Here is a 14,035-nt window from a genome sequence, read left to right on the forward strand (position 1 = left end):
ACCCATGAAATTCACCCTCTCCTGGCTCAAGGATCACCTCGACACCGAGGCGTCCGCCACCACCGTCGTCGCCGCCATGACCATGGCCGGCCTCGAGGTCGAGCACGTCACCGATCCGGCGACCAAGCTGGCGGCCTTCACGGTCGCCAAGATCGTGGAAGCGGTCCAGCACCCCAACGCCGACCGCCTGCGCGTCTGCCAGGTCGACACCGTTGACGGCCGCAAGGAGATCGTCTGCGGCGCGCCCAACGCCCGGGCTGGCCTGACCACCATCTATGCCCCGATCGGCGCCTATGTGCCGGGCCTGGGCGTCACCCTGGTCGAGAAGCCGGTGCGCGGCGTCGTCTCGAACGGCATGCTGTGCTCGGGCTCCGAGCTGGAGGCCGACGACGGCGCCGAGGGCATACTGGAACTGTCCGATGATCTCGCCGTCGGCACGCCCGCGAGCCAGGCGCTCGGCCTGGAAGCCGTCATCGACTTCGAGGTCACCCCCAACCGCCCCGACTGGCTGGGCGTGGCCGGCATCGCCCGCGACCTCGCGGCGGCTGGCGTGGGCACGCTGAAGGACCTGTCGATCGCCCCCGTGCCGGGGACCTTCCCCTGCCCGATCAGCATCAAGGTCGATGGCGACGCCTGCCCGGTTTTCAGCGGCCGGCTGATCAGGGGGATCCGCAACGGTCCAAGTCCTGGGTGGCTGGCCGACCGGCTGAAGGCCATCGGCCTGCGCCCGATCAACACCCTGGTCGATATCACCAACCTGATCACCTATGACCGCGCCCGGCCGCTGCACGTCTATGACGCCAAGCTGCTGGTCGGCAACGTCATCGAGGCGCGCCTGGGACGCGGCAAGGCGCAGGTCACCCCCGGCGACCAGCCCTCGCCGGCCGAGCACCAGGACGAGCAGTTGATCGCCCTGGACGGCAAGACCTATGACATCACGCCCGAGATGAGCGTCATCGCCGACGCCGCCGGCAATCGCCCGATCGGTTTGGGCGGCGTCATGGGCGGGATGAGCACCGGCTGTTCGGACGCCACCACCGAGGTCTTCGTGGAAAGCGCCTGGTTCGAGCCGATCCGTATCGCGCAGACCGGCCGCGCCACCGGCATCAACAGCGACGCCCAGTACCGCTTCGCCCGCACGGTCGACACCGGCTCGGTCGTGCCTGGCCTGGAGCTGGCGACCCGGATGATCCTCGAGCTGTGCGGCGGCGAGGCCTCGGAGGTCGTGGTGGCCGGTCAAGCGCCCGAAGCGCCAGGCCCGATTCTCTTCGACCCGGCCTATGTCGAGCAGCTGTCGGGCCTGGCCATCACGCCTGAGCGCAGCCTGAAGATTCTGACTGACCTGGGCTTCGCCATCGCCCCCCCCAGCGACGTCTCGACCACCGCATTCGCCATGAACGCCGAGAGCCTGGTCTGCGTCACCCCGCCGACCTTCCGCCGCGACGTGGACGGCAAGGCCGACCTGGTGGAAGAAGTGGCCCGCATCGCCGGCTATGGCGAATTGCCCTCCACGCCCCTGCCCGAGGTTCCCCGCGCCGTCGGCGGCGTGCTGACCGCCCAGCAGGCCCGCGTCCGCGTGGCCCGCCGCGCCCTGGCCGCCGCCGGCTATGCCGAGGCCCTGACCTTCAGCTTCACCAGCCGCAAGACGGCGGCGCTGTTCGGCGGCGGCGCGGCGCAGCTGGTGCTGGCCAATCCGATCGCCGCCGACCTGGATTGCATGCGCCCCTCCTTGCTGCCCAACCTGATCGAGGCGGCCGGCCGCACCGCCCGCAAGGGCTTTTCGGACATCGCCCTGTTCGAGATCGGCCCGGTGTTCCTCGGCGATCGCCCGCAGGACCAGAAGACCCCCATCGCCGCCATTCTGGTTCCCCGCGCCCCGCGCGGCTGGGCCAAGACGCCGGCCGAGGACCTGTTCTCGGTCAAGGCCGATCTGATGGCCCTGCTGGAGGAGATCGGCGCGCCGGTCGCGTCCTTGCAGACCGCACAGGGCTTGGCCTCGTCCTGGTGGCATCCGGGCCGCTCGGCGCGCCTGCAACTGGGCCCCAAGGCGGTGCTGGCCGAGTTTGGCGAACTTCACCCGGCGGTGCTGAAGGCCCTGGATGTGGCCGGCCCGGTCTATGGTTTCGAGATTACCTTGGAGGCCGTCCCCGAGCCCAAGAAGAGAGCCCTCAAGGCGCGCGCCGCCTTCAGCCCCTCGGCGCTGATGCCCCTGACCCGCGACTTCGCCTTCGTGACCGACAAGGCCAAGGCGGCGGGCGACCTGGTGAGGGCTGCGGCCGGCGCCGACAAGGCGCTGATCACGGCGGTGCGCGTGTTCGACGTCTATCAGGGCCCCGGCGTGCCGGAGGGTTTCAAGTCGGTGGCGCTCGAGGTGGTGGTGCAGCCGCGAGACAAGACCCTGACGGAGGCTGAGATCGAGGCGCTGTCGGGCAAGATCGTGGCGGCGGTGGAGAAGGTGGGCGGGACGTTGAGGTCGTAGGACATAGGTCCTCCCCCACAGGGGGAGGACTTACAAGTTGGCGCCGTCGCATATTTCTTGCGCAGTCTGGACCAAACGCCGCGCCGCAACGGCCGCCCCTTGCGCAGCGCCCAACCCCGCGCTACCTGTAAAGCCGCACACGGAGTCCGTTCGCCAAGATGCACGCGCAGCTGGCCATGACCGTTCTGATCGCGACCGGCCTGACCGCCGGGCTCGCGGTCTCGCGTACGCGCGCCATTATGATGCAGGCCAAGATTAAAACCGTTCGGATTCGGACGGGGCAGCACAGGCGCGCGGACTAGACCCGCAACACCGCCGAAGATCGCAAGATCCGCAAAGCCCCGCTTCCGAAAGGAGCGGGGTTTTTGCTGTGCGCTCGTCGGTCCTCCTCTCAAATCCAAGGACCTTGAACCCATGAGCTACCTGCCTTCCCCACCCGCCTTCAACTCCGACCACCAAGGCGTCACCATCCACCAGCTGCTGCTAGCCGCCCAGGATGCGAACTCCGCCCTGGACGCGGTCCGCCAGGGCCTGGCCGACAGCGGCGCCGAGCTGTGCGGTCTGTCGATGAAGCCGGTCGGCCAGATCGTCGAAGGCTCCTTACGGGTGCGCCATCTCAGCGACCAGGCCGCCCGCCTGCTGGCCCGCGACCTGGCCGCCTGGCCCGGCGTCACCTCGGCCAGCGTCGAACATCAGTGGGTGCGGCCGTGAGTCAACCGGAAGAAGACAAACGCCGTCTGTTCTTGGTGATCGCCGACGACACGCCCGACGCCCTGATGCGGGTGTTGGGCGTGGCCAATGTGCAGCAAACCCGCCTGCGCTCCCTGACCGCCCAGCCGGACGGCGCGGGCCTTTCCATCCGCATGGAGATCGACGACCAGGGCGACGACCGCGCCCAGGTCCTGGCCGCGCGCCTGGCCGCCGCGCCTTCGGTGCGCAGCGTCGGGTTCGGCTGGCGATAGGGATGTAACCTTTCGGCGGTCTCGTCCGTATCTATCGGTACGCACCCTGGAGCCACCCGATGATCCGCCGCCTGCTCGTCCTGCTCACCGTCCTGCTGATGCCGAGCGCCGCCCTCGCCGCCGCGCCCAAGCCCGCGACCCAGACCCAGACCGCCGTGTTCGCCGGCGGCTGCTTCTGGTGCATGGAGAACGACATGCGCGGCATTCCCGGCGTGCTGAAGGTGGAGTCCGGCTATACCGGCGGCCACGTCGCCAAGCCCACCTACGAAGACGTCACAAGCGAACGTAGCGGGCATTACGAGTCGGTGCGCGTCACCTATGACCCCGTCAAGCTCGACTACGGTTTCCTGCTCTACAAGTATTGGAAACTGGTCGACCCCACCGATGACGGCGGCCAGTTCTGCGACCGCGGCCCGTCCTACAAGCCCGCCGTCTTCGTCACCCCCGCCCAGCGCCCGATCGCCGAAAAATCCCGCGCCGAGGCCGCCGTGCGCTTGAAGTCCGGCGGGATGAAGGCCCAGATCCTCGACGCCAAGACCTTCTGGCCAGCCGAGGCCTATCACCGCGACTACGCCAAGAACCACGCGGTCCAATATCACCTGTATCGCACCGGCTGCGGCCGTGATCTGCGCTTGAAGCAGGTGTGGGGCGGCTAGCTGGACTCTTCGACCCACAGCGCGTCTAAGCCCGGACGCCCGTCTGAACCTTCACCCGGGCAAGCCGTTGGCATGGTTCACCCCGGGAGAGTTTGACGATGCGCGTAAAGATCGAGGCGCAGCTGGACTACGAGTTCCCGGAACGCTCTGAATCGCTGCTGCAGATCGAGGCCGCCGTCGCCGCCGATCAGCGCGTGATCGGCGAGACCCTGACCTTTGACCCGCCCTTGGTCGTCACCCGCCGCGACGACCCGACGACGGGCGAGCGTCGTGTGGCCTTCACCCACCAGGGCCATCTGTCCATGGTCTACACCGCCGAGGTCGAGATCGATCCGCGCGAGATGGAACTGACAGGTTCGGACCAGCACCCCATCGCCGAACTGCCGGTAGACACCCTGCCCTTCCTGCGCGGCAGCCGCTATTGCCCGTCCGACACCTTCGAGACCATCGCCCGCCAGAAGTTTGGCAGCTTGCGCGGCGGCGAACGGGTCAGCGCGATCATGGATTGGATCGCCGCCCACCTGGAATACATCCCCTGCAGTGACTCCCGGACCACGGCGCTGGAAACCTATGTCCAGCGCGCCGGCGTCTGCCGCGACTACGCCCACCTGGCCGTCACCCTGTGCCGAGCCAGCGATATTCCGGCCCGAGTCGCCAGCGTCTATGCCCTGGGCCTGCACCCGCCCGACTTCCACGCCGTGGCCGAGGTGTTCGTCGGCGACCGCTGGCGGCTGCTGGATCCCACGGGCTTGGCGCCGATCGACGGCCTGGTCCGCATCGCCTACGGCCGCGACGCGGCGGACGTCGCGTTCCTGACGATCTTCGGCCGGGCCAATATGGTGGCGCAGAGCGTGACGGTGACACTGGCCTGAAGCCGCTAAAATGTTCGACTGGACGCCTCGACCCTGGGCGCCGAAGGGGAAACTAGCCATGAACTGGCGGCGCCGCTTTCAGCCCCTGTGGGCAGGGGGAGGACCTGAAAACTCTAGAACGGGATGAGATTCCGCTGCCGGCTGTAGGCCAGATAACCCACATTGGCCCCCAGGCGCAGGCCGAGGCCAGCGCGGATCGGGGCCAGGGTGATGGTGTCGGCGCGCTGGTAGTTCACGCCGAGGCCGCCGATCAGATAGGCCGTGCCCTCGACGCCCGGGAAGCGGCGGAAGATGGCGTCCGGATATTGCAGATTATAGCACAGGGTGAAGGCTCGGCTGACGTTGCCGCCCCAGTCCCAGCCCACCGAGGGGCCCTGCCAGAACACTTCCTGGGTCGGCCGGCCCTTCATGTAGAGCAGACCCCGGCCGTAGCGCAGGCCCAGGCCGATGGCGCCCGAGCCCTCCTCGCCGGCGATGTAGCCGGTGGGCTGGCCATTGTCGCGGAACACCCGCTCGACCGCTGCGCCGACCGTCTCGGCGGCCACGCCCAGGAAGTCCGAACCGTTGCGGATGATCTCGTCGGCCGAATAGGTGGCGGCCGCGCCGGTGTCATAGGCCGGAGCCTTGGCGTTGTACGGGTCACGCGGCTGGGACGTGCTGGCGCAGCCCCCGAGGCCGGCGGTGGCCATACCGGAAAGGATCAGCTTGCGGCGGTCCATGGGGGTGCTCTCGTGATGTCCGACAGGCTTCAGAGTGCCAAGCCTTCATGTCCGGTTTGCGGCCGGGAGCTTAAGGCACGGTTAACCATGCCACCGTTCCCCCCCCCATGGGGGGAGGTGTCGGCGCAGCCGACGGAGGGGGGAGTGATCGGCCGACAGGCAGCCCCACGATGGCGCCCCGCCCCCCGCTCCCCCTCCGGCGCTACGGGCCACCTCCCCCACAGGGGGAGGAACTACGCTCGCGAACGCCCGCAAATATGCTAGACGCACGCCCATGACTTCGACGCCTCTGAACCTGATCCGCAACTTCTCCATCGTGGCCCACATCGACCACGGCAAGAGCACCCTGTCCGACCGCCTGATCCAGGAGACCGGCGGCCTCACGGCGCGTGAAATGACCGCCCAGGTCCTCGACAACATGGACATCGAGAAGGAGCGCGGGATCACCATCAAGGCCCAGACCGTGCGCCTGGAGTACAAGGCTGACGATGGCCAGACCTACATCCTCAATTTGATGGACACCCCCGGCCACGTCGACTTCGCCTATGAGGTCTCACGTTCACTGGCCGCCTGCGAAGGCTCGATTCTGGTCGTGGACGCCTCGCAGGGCGTGGAGGCCCAGACCCTGGCCAATGTCTATTCGGCCATCGACAACAATCACGAGATCGTCCCGGTCCTCAACAAGATCGACCTGCCGGCCGCCGAGCCCGAGCGGGTGCGCGCCCAGATCGAGGACCTGATCGGCCTGGACGCCAGCGACGCGGTGCTGGCCAGCGCCAAGTCAGGCGTCGGCATCCATGACGTGCTCGAAGCCATCGTCACCCGCCTGCCGCCGCCCAAGGGCGACGAGAACGCGCCGCTGAAGGCCCTGTTGGTCGACGCCTGGTACGACGCCTATCTGGGCGTCGTGGTGCTGGTCCGGGTGATCGACGGCCGCCTGCGCGCCGGCCAGAAGATCAAGATGATGCAGCACGGCTCCACCCACCTGATCGACCGGGTCGGGGTCTTCAAGCCCAAAAATACCCCCGTCGAGAGCCTCGGCCCCGGGGAGATCGGCTTCATCACCGCCCAAATTAAAGAAGTGGCCGACGCCGCCGTCGGCGACACCATCACCGACGAGAAGAAGCCCACCGACAAGGCCCTGCCCGGCTTCAAGGACGTGCAACCGGTGGTGTTCTGCGGCCTGTTCCCGGTCGACGCCGCTGACTTCGAGGCCCTGCGCGCCGCCGTTGGCCGCCTGCGCCTCAATGACGGCAGTTTCACCTACGAGATGGAAAGCAGCGCCGCCCTGGGCTTTGGTTTCCGCTGCGGGTTCCTGGGTCTGCTGCACCTGGAAATCATCCAGGAGCGCCTCTCGCGCGAGTTCGACCTCGACCTGATCGCGACCGCCCCGTCGGTGGTCTACAAGATCCAGATGCGCGACGGCACGGAGATCGAGCTCCACAACCCCGCCGACATGCCCGACCCCATGCACATCGAGAGCATTCTCGAACCGTGGATCAAGGCGACGATCTTCACCCCGGACGAATATCTCGGCGGCGTCATCAAGCTGTGCCAGGACCGTCGCGGCGTGCAGCGCGAGCTGAGCTATGTCGGTAACCGCGCCATGCTGGTCTATGAGCTGCCGCTCAACGAGGTGGTGTTCGACTTCTATGACCGCCTGAAATCGATCTCCAAGGGCTATGCCTCGTTCGACTATCAGGTCGAGGATTACAAGCCCGGCGACCTGGTCAAAATGTCGATCCTGGTCAATGCCGAGCCGGTCGACGCCCTGTCGATGCTGGTCCACCGCGACCGCGCCGAGAGCCGGGGCCGGGGCATGTGCGAGAAGATGAAGGAGCTCATCCCGCAGCACATGTTCGTCATCCCCATCCAGGCGGCGATCGGCGGCAAGATCATCGCCCGCGAAACCGTCCGCGCCCTGCGTAAGGACGTCACCGCCAAGTGCTACGGCGGCGACGCCTCGCGCAAACGCAAGCTGCTCGACAAGCAAAAAGCCGGCAAGAAGCGCATGCGCCAGTTCGGCAAGGTCGAAATCCCGCAGGAAGCGTTCATCGCGGCGTTGAAGATGGACGGGGATTGATCCAGGCCAAGCTGGCTACCCCTGACCGTTTAACGCGCCCTCCGCGGCAGCGATCAGCTGTGGAAGGCGGTAGGTGACGGTGGCCCAGACTAAGGCCGGCGATACGTCGTCATAGTCATGCCGGTAGACATTGCCCGAGCCCATGATCTCCCGCCATGGCAAGTCGGCGAAGCGTTAGCGCTCGGTCACATCAAGGCAGCGGGTCGCCGCGTAGAAGCTTTTGGTATCATGGGCCAAGGCGGCTTCGTCGAGACCGATGGTGAAAGCGAGCGCCAGACGCGCGTTTTCCAGAATATCGGTCCAGGCCTGAACGTCTCGTTCAGAAGGCATAGATCGCATCGCGCTCGGCGGATGGGCGCACATGCGCCTTCAAGCTCTCGCGTTTGACCACATCAACGGGCTCGACAAACAGGTCGGCCAAAAAATGCTGGATTCCGACATAGTCGTGCAGATCGATCTTCGCTGCTGGGTCCAATTCGACCAGGATGTCCAGATCACTGTCCGGTCGCGCCTCACCTCGAGCGGTCGATCCGAATAGAGCCGCTCGGGAAACGCCCATGGCGCGCAAAGCCGCCTCGGCGGTGCGCAGAACGGCGATAACGGCGTCGCGGGTCATCAAAGCCAGCATAGGTGAAGTGCGTTTGAATGGCGATTCACGCGGCTTCATCGTTGGAGAACACATGCTGAAAATCCTCGGCCGCACCTCGTCCCTCAATGTCCGCAAGGTGCTGTGGACCTGCGACGAGCTTGGCTTGGCCTATGAGCGCGAGGACTGGGGCAAGGGGTTCGCTTCGACCCAGAACCCGGAATTCCTGGCGCTGAACCTCAACGGCCTGGTGCCGGTGCTTATCGACGAGCAGGGCGCGCTCTACGAGAGCAACACCATCTGCCGGTATCTCGCCGCCCGCTATGGCGGCGGCCACCTGCTGCCCGCCGTGGTTCGGCCGCGCGCCGTGGTCGAGCAGTGGATGGACTGGCAGGCCACCGAGCTCAACCCGACCTGGGGCTACGCCTTCCTGGCCCTGGGCCGTCCTACGCCGGGCTATGACGACGCGGCGCAGATCGCCGCCAGCGTCCAGGCCTGGAATGGGGTCATGACCATCCTCGAACAACAACTGCGGATCACCGGCGCCCACGTCGCCGGACACGATTTCAGCGTGGCCGACGTGGTGATGGGCGTGTCAGTGCACCGTTGGGTGGCAACGCCGATGGACCGCGCGGAACTGCCGGCGGTCGAAGCCTATTACGCGCGGCTGAAGCAGCGTCCGGCGTTCGGGCCTTGGGCGCGAAACGACGTGCCCTAAGGCATTTTTCGAGCGAAGTGGTTCCGGTTCGCGTGAAGAAAAATGCTTCAAAACAAAAGATCAGAGCTCACGGCCTGACACAGTCAGGTCGGGAAATGCTCTAGACGGCGCCGCGCGCGCCGCGCACACGAAACACCCTGGCCTCCCGCGCCACGTCGTACAGCCGGTAGACCTGGAACGCTTCGGGCTGCTCGCGGCTCAACGCTTCCTCGCCCTGGTTCAGCCGAAAGGGCGTCGCCGCGCCTCCCGTGGTGGTTTTGACGGCGATGCGGCGCGGGGCGCCGGTGCGGCTGAAGCTGACGAGGTCGCAGCCCTCATCGTCCGGGGGCAGGGCCAGGCGGACCTGGTCGGCGAGGTCGGGCCGACCGCGCGCGGTTAGGCGGGTCTGCTCATAGGCCAAGGCGGCTGCGACGCCGATGCGGCTCAGGATGCGGGCGTCGCCGTCGCGGTCGGCGGGGTCGAAGCGGGCGATGAGGGCGCGCGTCCGCTCGCTGGGACGGACCGGCACGGCCTGGGCCGGCGCGCCTTCGGCCAGAACGGGCGCGGCGGCGCGACCCAACAGGGCCGGCGGCTGGGCCAGGTCCTTCAGGGCGGCGGGCTTGGCGGTCAGATGTCGGTCTATCGCATCGACCAGGACGTCGCCGAAGTCCCAGCGCGGCGGATGGTCCTTGAGGGTCGGCAGACCGACGAGCGTCAGGATCGCCGAGATCTCGCCCTGCAGGAAGGTGATCGCCCCGCCCGAGCGGTTGGTCACGAAGCGCAGAGCCCGCTGGTGGGTGGCCGGATCAAGGGCGCGGCCGGTCATCACCTTGTCGAGCATGACAAAATAGTCGCCGACCACCAGGTCGTGCTCGGCCTCGTTCCAGGTCTTTCCGTTAATCGCCACGTCGCCCACGCCGCGACGATGCCTCAGGCCGAGAGTCGGCGCCAGCGACATCGCGGTCGGTCGCGGCTCATGCTAGAAAGCGATCATGACCGACCAGCCTGAAGATTCCCCCGAAGTTCCCGGCGAGACCCCGATCCAGCGCGCCCTGCGCCTGAAGAAGGCCGCCCTGGCCGCCAAGCCGAAACCGCCGCGCGGCGGGAAGTTCCAGCGCGAGCAGGCGGCGGCGGCTAATTCGAGCAACAAGAGCAAGCCCTGGCTGACGCGCTAGCGCGTGTCTGGCTACACAGATGCTTCGCTCCAGTTCCCCTTCGCCGGGGAGACGGAATATTTGGCTGCCGATTCAATCTGAACTAAAGGCGCGCTAGCGCCTCGCCAGACGCTTCCTCGGCCTTGAGAAGGCCGCGCTTTAGCGGCACGATACAATATATGCGCGCCTTGACCCTCGCCCTGACCCTGTGCCTCGCCTCCGGCCCCGCCTTGGCGCAATCCGCAGTGTCCCCACCCAAGCCTTCAACGCCCCGGCCGCGCGAGGAGCCGACCTCGGTGTCGCCGGTGTTGGTGATGCCGCCGACGGCCAAGCCAAGGGTCGTGGGCACCTGGCCCGCCGCAGGCCAGGCGATCGCGCCCGGCGTGTTGGTGTTGAAGGTGGTGTTTGACCAGCCGATGATCCCGCGCGACTTTGCCTATGCTCCCTCGGCCAGCGGCGACGCGCTGGAGTGCCTGAAGACCCCGCGCCTGCTGAACGACACCAAGACCTTCGTCCTGCTGTGCCGAACCTTGCCAGGCAAGACCTATGCGGTGTCGCTGAACAAGGATCCAGCCTCGCCCACCGCCTTCGCCAACCTTGCCGAGAACCGGGCCGTCGAGAGCGAGCTCTCGTTCTCGACCCTGGCCGGTGAGCCCATCACCAAGCTGCGTGAGGCGGTCAAGACCGCCGGCCTCGGCGATCTCGACATGCCTGTCGAGGAAGCGCCGCGTCAGGCTAATGCCGCGCCGTGATCGTCTGAGGCGGTTTGCAAGCGGTGGAGAGCCGGCCGGATTTATGCGTCGGGACACCCCGACCGGCTCTCAGCCTGCGATCTGGTCATACCCCCTCGGAATTGGGCGGACCGACATGCCGGGGGGAATCGGGGGAGGCCACCCGGCATCTGCAAGCCCGCTCAGGTTGCAACAGCGCGCGCCGTTCATCCATAGGGTAAAACCCTGATCGCGGTCGCCGAATTTCCCGATGGACGTGGGCGAAAAGCCTGCCGGTTAACGATGTTGGGATGCCGCAGCACGACGGTGTGATCGCCGGACGACATGCGCAGCGTCAGACGAACGGGCAACCCTACCGTCGTCGGGGACTTCGATGACCAGGCTTTACGAGCGCGGTTGGCGAGACACCACGATGCCGAGGCATCCATCTGGCCGAGGGCCAGATGCGCTCGCGCGACTTCGAGGTGGTCGACGGCCCTCTGCGCTCCGGCGGCTCCGGCGGCTCCGGCGGCGACGCGCTTAATGGGCTTCCCTAAGGTCCGGCTATCGCCAGCCGTGATCCGCGCCCATCATCATCGCAAAAGAACGATAGGGGTGGAACGTAATGCGTTGGATCTTTCGAGGCCTGCTGGTCATCGTCTGCCTGGCGGTCATCACCGTGCTGGGGCTGATCGGCCTGGATCGCGCCGCCCAGCCGCCCAAACCCGACATCCAGGCTCTGATCGCCAAGGCCGGCGCCTATGACGTGCGCATCCGGCGCGACGAATGGGGCGTGCCTCACATCCTGGGCAAGCGCGACGCCGACGCCGCCTTCGGCCTGGCCTACGCCCAGTCCGAGGACGATTTCGCCACCGTGCAGAGCGTGGTGCTGGCCACCCGCGGGACCCTGGCGCACCGCGACGGCGCCAAGGCCGCCGTCACCGACTATCTGGTGGGTCTGCTCGATGTGTGGCCGACCGTCGAGGCGGGTTATCCCAAGCTTCCCGCCTATCTGCGCGCCCTGCTTGAGGCCTATGCCGATGGGGTCAACCTCTATGCCGCCCAACATCCCGACGCGGTGACGCCGGGCCTGCTGCCCCTGAGCGGCAAGGACGTTCTGGCGGGCTTCGTGTTCAAGCAGCCGTTCTTCTATGGCCTGGATGGCGAGCTGAAGCGGCTGAACGCGCCGGAGGAGGCCCAGAAGGCCCCACCCAAGGGCTCGAACGGCCTGGCGGTCGCACCGTCACGCGCCGCCGACGGCTTCACCCGTCTGCTGGTCAATTCGCACCAGCCCTATACCGGCCCGGTCGCCTGGTACGAAGCCGTGGTCGAGAGCGGCGAAGGCTGGCACGTGGCTGGCGGCTTCTTCCCCGGCGCGCCATTCATGCTGCATGGCCACAACGCCACCCTGGGCTGGGCCAACACCGTCTCCAAACCCGACCTGTTCGACGCCTACCGGCTGGTGATCAACCCGCAGAACAAAAACCAGTATCGACTGGACGGCCAGTGGCGCGACTTCACGCGGCACGACGTCAAGCTGCGGATCAAGCTGTGGGGGCCGATCGTCATCCCGGTGACCAAGCACGCCCTGCGCACCGTCCAGGGTCCGGTGCTCGAGACCAAGCACGGCCTGTTCGCCCTGCGCTATGCCGGCATGGGCGAGTATCGCCAGCCACTGCAATATTGGCGGCTGAACAAGGCGCGGAACCTGGCCGAGTGGCGGGCCGGCATCGCCACCCACGCCCTGCCCAGCCTGAACTACATCTATGCCGACGCCGCCGGGAACATCGGCTTCGTCCACAATGGACAATACCCCAACCGCCGGGAGGGCGTTGACTGGACAAAGATCCTGCCCGGCGATCGCTCCGATCTCGTCTGGCAAGGCTATCGCCCGGTCGAGACCATTCCCCAACTGTGGAACCCCCGGTCGGGCTATGTCTACAACTCCAACAACAGCCCATTCCTGGCCAGTGACCCGGCCGACAATCTGAGGTCCGCCGACTTCCCGGCCAGCGAAGGCTTGCAGACCAACGTGACAAACCGCGCCCTGCGCATCCAGGAGTTGGTCGGGGCAGACCATGCGATCACCGATCAAGCGTTCCGGCGCTACAAGTTCGACATCGCCTACAGCGAGCGTTCATCCGTCGTGGCCATGGTGCGGCAGGCGATCGCCGCCGATCCGGGGAACGACGCCGACCTCAAGGCCGCCCAGGCAATCCTGCGTGGCTGGGACCGGCGCACCGACGTAAACAACCGCGCCGCCGCCCTGGCCTCGCTGATGGCCCAGCCCATCCTGGTGGCGCAGATGAACGGCGATCCCGTCCCGACACCGCTGGAGAGCTTGAAGGCGGCGATCGTCACGCTGAAGCAAGGCTTCGGCCGCCTCGATCCGAAATGGGGCCAGGTCAATCGCATCCGCCACGGCAAGGTCGACCTGCCAATCGACGGCGCGGCCGACACCTATCGCGCGGTCTGGGGCATTCCGCAGAAAGACGGAACCTTCTCCGCCGACGCCGGCGACACCTTCATCATGTTCGTCAGCTGGGACAAACAGGGCGTGGTCCATTCCGACAGCATCCACCAGTTCGGGTCGGCCACCCTGGATGCCGCCTCGCCGCACTATGCCGACCAGACGCCGCTGTTCGCGACCATGCGAACCAAGCCCGTGCTGTTCACGGAGGCGCAGCTTCAAGGGCATGTAAAGGAGGACTATCGGCCGGGCCATCGGTAGCATCTAGTCGAACCGAAACCCTTGATTTGTCATCCCGGACAACCCCGGCGAATGCCGGGGTCAGATCCGGGACCGCGGGAAGCACCTGCGTTCACGCGTCGGTCCCGGATCTTCGCGCTGAGCGCTTGTCCGGGATGACAACTCGCTGGGACGGCGCGGAGGCTTGAACAGCAGCGCTTCGCGTGGCTAATCTCGGCCGCACTTCCCTCCAGTCTGGACCTCCTCCCATGCGCAAGATCCTGATCCTGGCCGTCACGGCCGCCGCCCTGATGGTTTCGGCCTGCAACACCGTCGAAGGCGTCGGCAAGGACGTGTCGGCCGCTGGCCACGCCGTCAGCGACACCGCCAAGGACGCCAAATAGCCGCAGGCCAAGCTTCGCGGAGTC

General features: G+C 66.9%; 16 protein-coding genes. 12 read left to right on the forward strand and 4 right to left on the reverse strand.

The window, feature by feature from the left end; translation table 11 throughout:
- The first annotated feature begins 4 nt into the window (after positions 1 to 4).
- The 6 genes from pheT to ACP696_RS03770 all read left to right on the forward strand — a co-directional run bounded on the left by pheT (position 5) and on the right by ACP696_RS03770 (position 4,969).
- Entirely contained in the window at positions 5 to 2,479 is a 2,475-nt protein-coding gene (pheT, locus tag ACP696_RS03745; RefSeq protein ID WP_426012987.1) for a phenylalanine--tRNA ligase subunit beta, read from the forward strand.
- Positions 2,480 to 2,655: 176 nt separating this feature from the next.
- Entirely contained in the window at positions 2,656 to 2,781 is a 126-nt protein-coding gene (locus ACP696_RS03750) for a hypothetical protein (RefSeq protein ID WP_426043471.1), read from the forward strand.
- A 112-nt stretch (positions 2,782 to 2,893) separates the two neighbouring features.
- On the forward strand, positions 2,894 to 3,190 hold the full coding sequence (locus tag ACP696_RS03755) for a hypothetical protein (protein ID WP_426012989.1): 297 nt from the start codon (positions 2,894 to 2,896) through the stop codon (positions 3,188 to 3,190).
- Complete coding sequence (locus tag ACP696_RS03760) at positions 3,175 to 3,441, forward strand: hypothetical protein (protein WP_426012992.1); 267 nt, start codon at positions 3,175 to 3,177, stop codon at positions 3,439 to 3,441. The genes ACP696_RS03755 and ACP696_RS03760 overlap by 16 nt, the downstream gene beginning before the upstream one ends.
- A 62-nt stretch (positions 3,442 to 3,503) precedes the next feature.
- Entirely contained in the window at positions 3,504 to 4,097 is a 594-nt protein-coding gene (msrA, locus tag ACP696_RS03765) for a peptide-methionine (S)-S-oxide reductase MsrA (RefSeq protein WP_426013267.1), read from the forward strand.
- Positions 4,098 to 4,195: 98 nt separating this feature from the next.
- Positions 4,196 to 4,969, forward strand: a complete 774-nt coding sequence (locus tag ACP696_RS03770; protein ID WP_426012993.1) for a transglutaminase-like domain-containing protein — start codon at positions 4,196 to 4,198, stop codon at positions 4,967 to 4,969.
- Positions 4,970 to 5,082: 113 nt separating this feature from the next.
- On the opposite strand, the gene ACP696_RS03775 is transcribed toward ACP696_RS03770, so the two are convergent.
- A complete protein-coding gene (locus tag ACP696_RS03775; protein WP_426012996.1) occupies positions 5,083 to 5,688 on the reverse strand; it encodes a DUF1134 domain-containing protein in 606 nt (201 codons plus the stop codon).
- Between the two features lie 274 nt (positions 5,689 to 5,962).
- Here ACP696_RS03775 and lepA point away from each other — a divergent pair, with 274 nt between their 5' ends.
- Complete coding sequence (gene lepA, locus ACP696_RS03780; RefSeq protein ID WP_426012998.1) at positions 5,963 to 7,771, forward strand: translation elongation factor 4; 1,809 nt, start codon at positions 5,963 to 5,965, stop codon at positions 7,769 to 7,771.
- A gap of 15 nt (positions 7,772 to 7,786) precedes the next feature.
- Here lepA and ACP696_RS03785 read toward each other — a convergent pair whose 3' ends face one another.
- A complete protein-coding gene (locus ACP696_RS03785; RefSeq protein ID WP_426013000.1) occupies positions 7,787 to 7,933 on the reverse strand; it encodes a DUF86 domain-containing protein in 147 nt (48 codons plus the stop codon).
- Between the two features lie 157 nt (positions 7,934 to 8,090).
- Positions 8,091 to 8,387 carry a nucleotidyltransferase family protein gene (locus ACP696_RS03790; protein ID WP_426013002.1) on the reverse strand — a complete coding sequence of 99 codons (297 nt, stop codon included), beginning with the start codon at positions 8,385 to 8,387 and terminating at the stop codon, positions 8,091 to 8,093.
- A 64-nt stretch (positions 8,388 to 8,451) separates the two neighbouring features.
- Between ACP696_RS03790 and ACP696_RS03795 the strand changes: the two genes are divergently transcribed.
- The gene (locus ACP696_RS03795) at positions 8,452 to 9,075 is read left to right on the forward strand and encodes a glutathione S-transferase family protein (protein ID WP_426043472.1); all 624 of its coding nucleotides are present in this window, start codon (positions 8,452 to 8,454) and stop codon (positions 9,073 to 9,075) included.
- Between the two features lie 100 nt (positions 9,076 to 9,175).
- Here the strand turns inward: ACP696_RS03795 and ACP696_RS03800 are convergent, their stop codons facing one another.
- The gene (locus ACP696_RS03800; protein ID WP_426043473.1) at positions 9,176 to 9,961 is read right to left on the reverse strand and encodes a DUF3883 domain-containing protein; all 786 of its coding nucleotides are present in this window, start codon (positions 9,959 to 9,961) and stop codon (positions 9,176 to 9,178) included.
- An 85-nt stretch (positions 9,962 to 10,046) separates the two neighbouring features.
- Between ACP696_RS03800 and ACP696_RS03805 the strand changes: the two genes are divergently transcribed.
- The 4 genes from ACP696_RS03805 to ACP696_RS03820 all read left to right on the forward strand — a co-directional run bounded on the left by ACP696_RS03805 (position 10,047) and on the right by ACP696_RS03820 (position 14,011).
- Positions 10,047 to 10,229: a hypothetical protein gene (locus ACP696_RS03805; RefSeq protein ID WP_426013008.1), complete on the forward strand. Its 183-nt coding sequence runs from the start codon at positions 10,047 to 10,049 to the stop codon at positions 10,227 to 10,229.
- A 158-nt stretch (positions 10,230 to 10,387) separates the two neighbouring features.
- A complete protein-coding gene (locus ACP696_RS03810) occupies positions 10,388 to 10,960 on the forward strand; it encodes a hypothetical protein (RefSeq protein WP_426043474.1) in 573 nt (190 codons plus the stop codon).
- Positions 10,961 to 11,543: 583 nt separating this feature from the next.
- Positions 11,544 to 13,649: an acylase gene (locus ACP696_RS03815; RefSeq protein ID WP_426013012.1), complete on the forward strand. Its 2,106-nt coding sequence runs from the start codon at positions 11,544 to 11,546 to the stop codon at positions 13,647 to 13,649.
- Between the two features lie 227 nt (positions 13,650 to 13,876).
- Positions 13,877 to 14,011 (forward strand): entericidin A/B family lipoprotein, encoded by a 135-nt coding sequence (locus ACP696_RS03820; RefSeq protein ID WP_426013013.1) that lies wholly within the window; start codon positions 13,877 to 13,879, stop codon positions 14,009 to 14,011.
- Positions 14,012 to 14,035: the final 24 nt, after the last annotated feature.

The organism is Caulobacter sp. DWR3-1-2, assembly GCF_049896225.1.
Taxonomy (GTDB): Bacteria; Pseudomonadota; Alphaproteobacteria; order Caulobacterales; family Caulobacteraceae; genus Caulobacter.

Bases quoted from the DNA above. Each gene is read 5' to 3' on its own strand.
- pheT (WP_426012987.1), top strand. From the start codon at position 5: ATGAAATTCACCCTCTCCTGGCTCAAGGATCACCTCGACACCGAGGCG.
- ACP696_RS03750 (WP_426043471.1), top strand. From the start codon at position 2,656: ATGACCGTTCTGATCGCGACCGGCCTGACCGCCGGGCTCGCGGTCTCG.
- ACP696_RS03755 (WP_426012989.1), top strand. From the start codon at position 2,894: ATGAGCTACCTGCCTTCCCCACCCGCCTTCAACTCCGACCACCAAGGC.
- ACP696_RS03770 (WP_426012993.1), top strand. From the start codon at position 4,196: ATGCGCGTAAAGATCGAGGCGCAGCTGGACTACGAGTTCCCGGAACGC.
- ACP696_RS03775 (WP_426012996.1), bottom strand. From the start codon at position 5,688: ATGGACCGCCGCAAGCTGATCCTTTCCGGTATGGCCACCGCCGGCCTC.
- lepA (WP_426012998.1), top strand. From the start codon at position 5,963: ATGACTTCGACGCCTCTGAACCTGATCCGCAACTTCTCCATCGTGGCC.
- ACP696_RS03790 (WP_426013002.1), bottom strand. From the start codon at position 8,387: ATGACCCGCGACGCCGTTATCGCCGTTCTGCGCACCGCCGAGGCGGCT.
- ACP696_RS03795 (WP_426043472.1), top strand. From the start codon at position 8,452: ATGCTGAAAATCCTCGGCCGCACCTCGTCCCTCAATGTCCGCAAGGTG.
- ACP696_RS03805 (WP_426013008.1), top strand. From the start codon at position 10,047: ATGACCGACCAGCCTGAAGATTCCCCCGAAGTTCCCGGCGAGACCCCG.
- ACP696_RS03810 (WP_426043474.1), top strand. From the start codon at position 10,388: ATGCGCGCCTTGACCCTCGCCCTGACCCTGTGCCTCGCCTCCGGCCCC.
- ACP696_RS03815 (WP_426013012.1), top strand. From the start codon at position 11,544: ATGCGTTGGATCTTTCGAGGCCTGCTGGTCATCGTCTGCCTGGCGGTC.
- ACP696_RS03820 (WP_426013013.1), top strand. From the start codon at position 13,877: ATGCGCAAGATCCTGATCCTGGCCGTCACGGCCGCCGCCCTGATGGTT.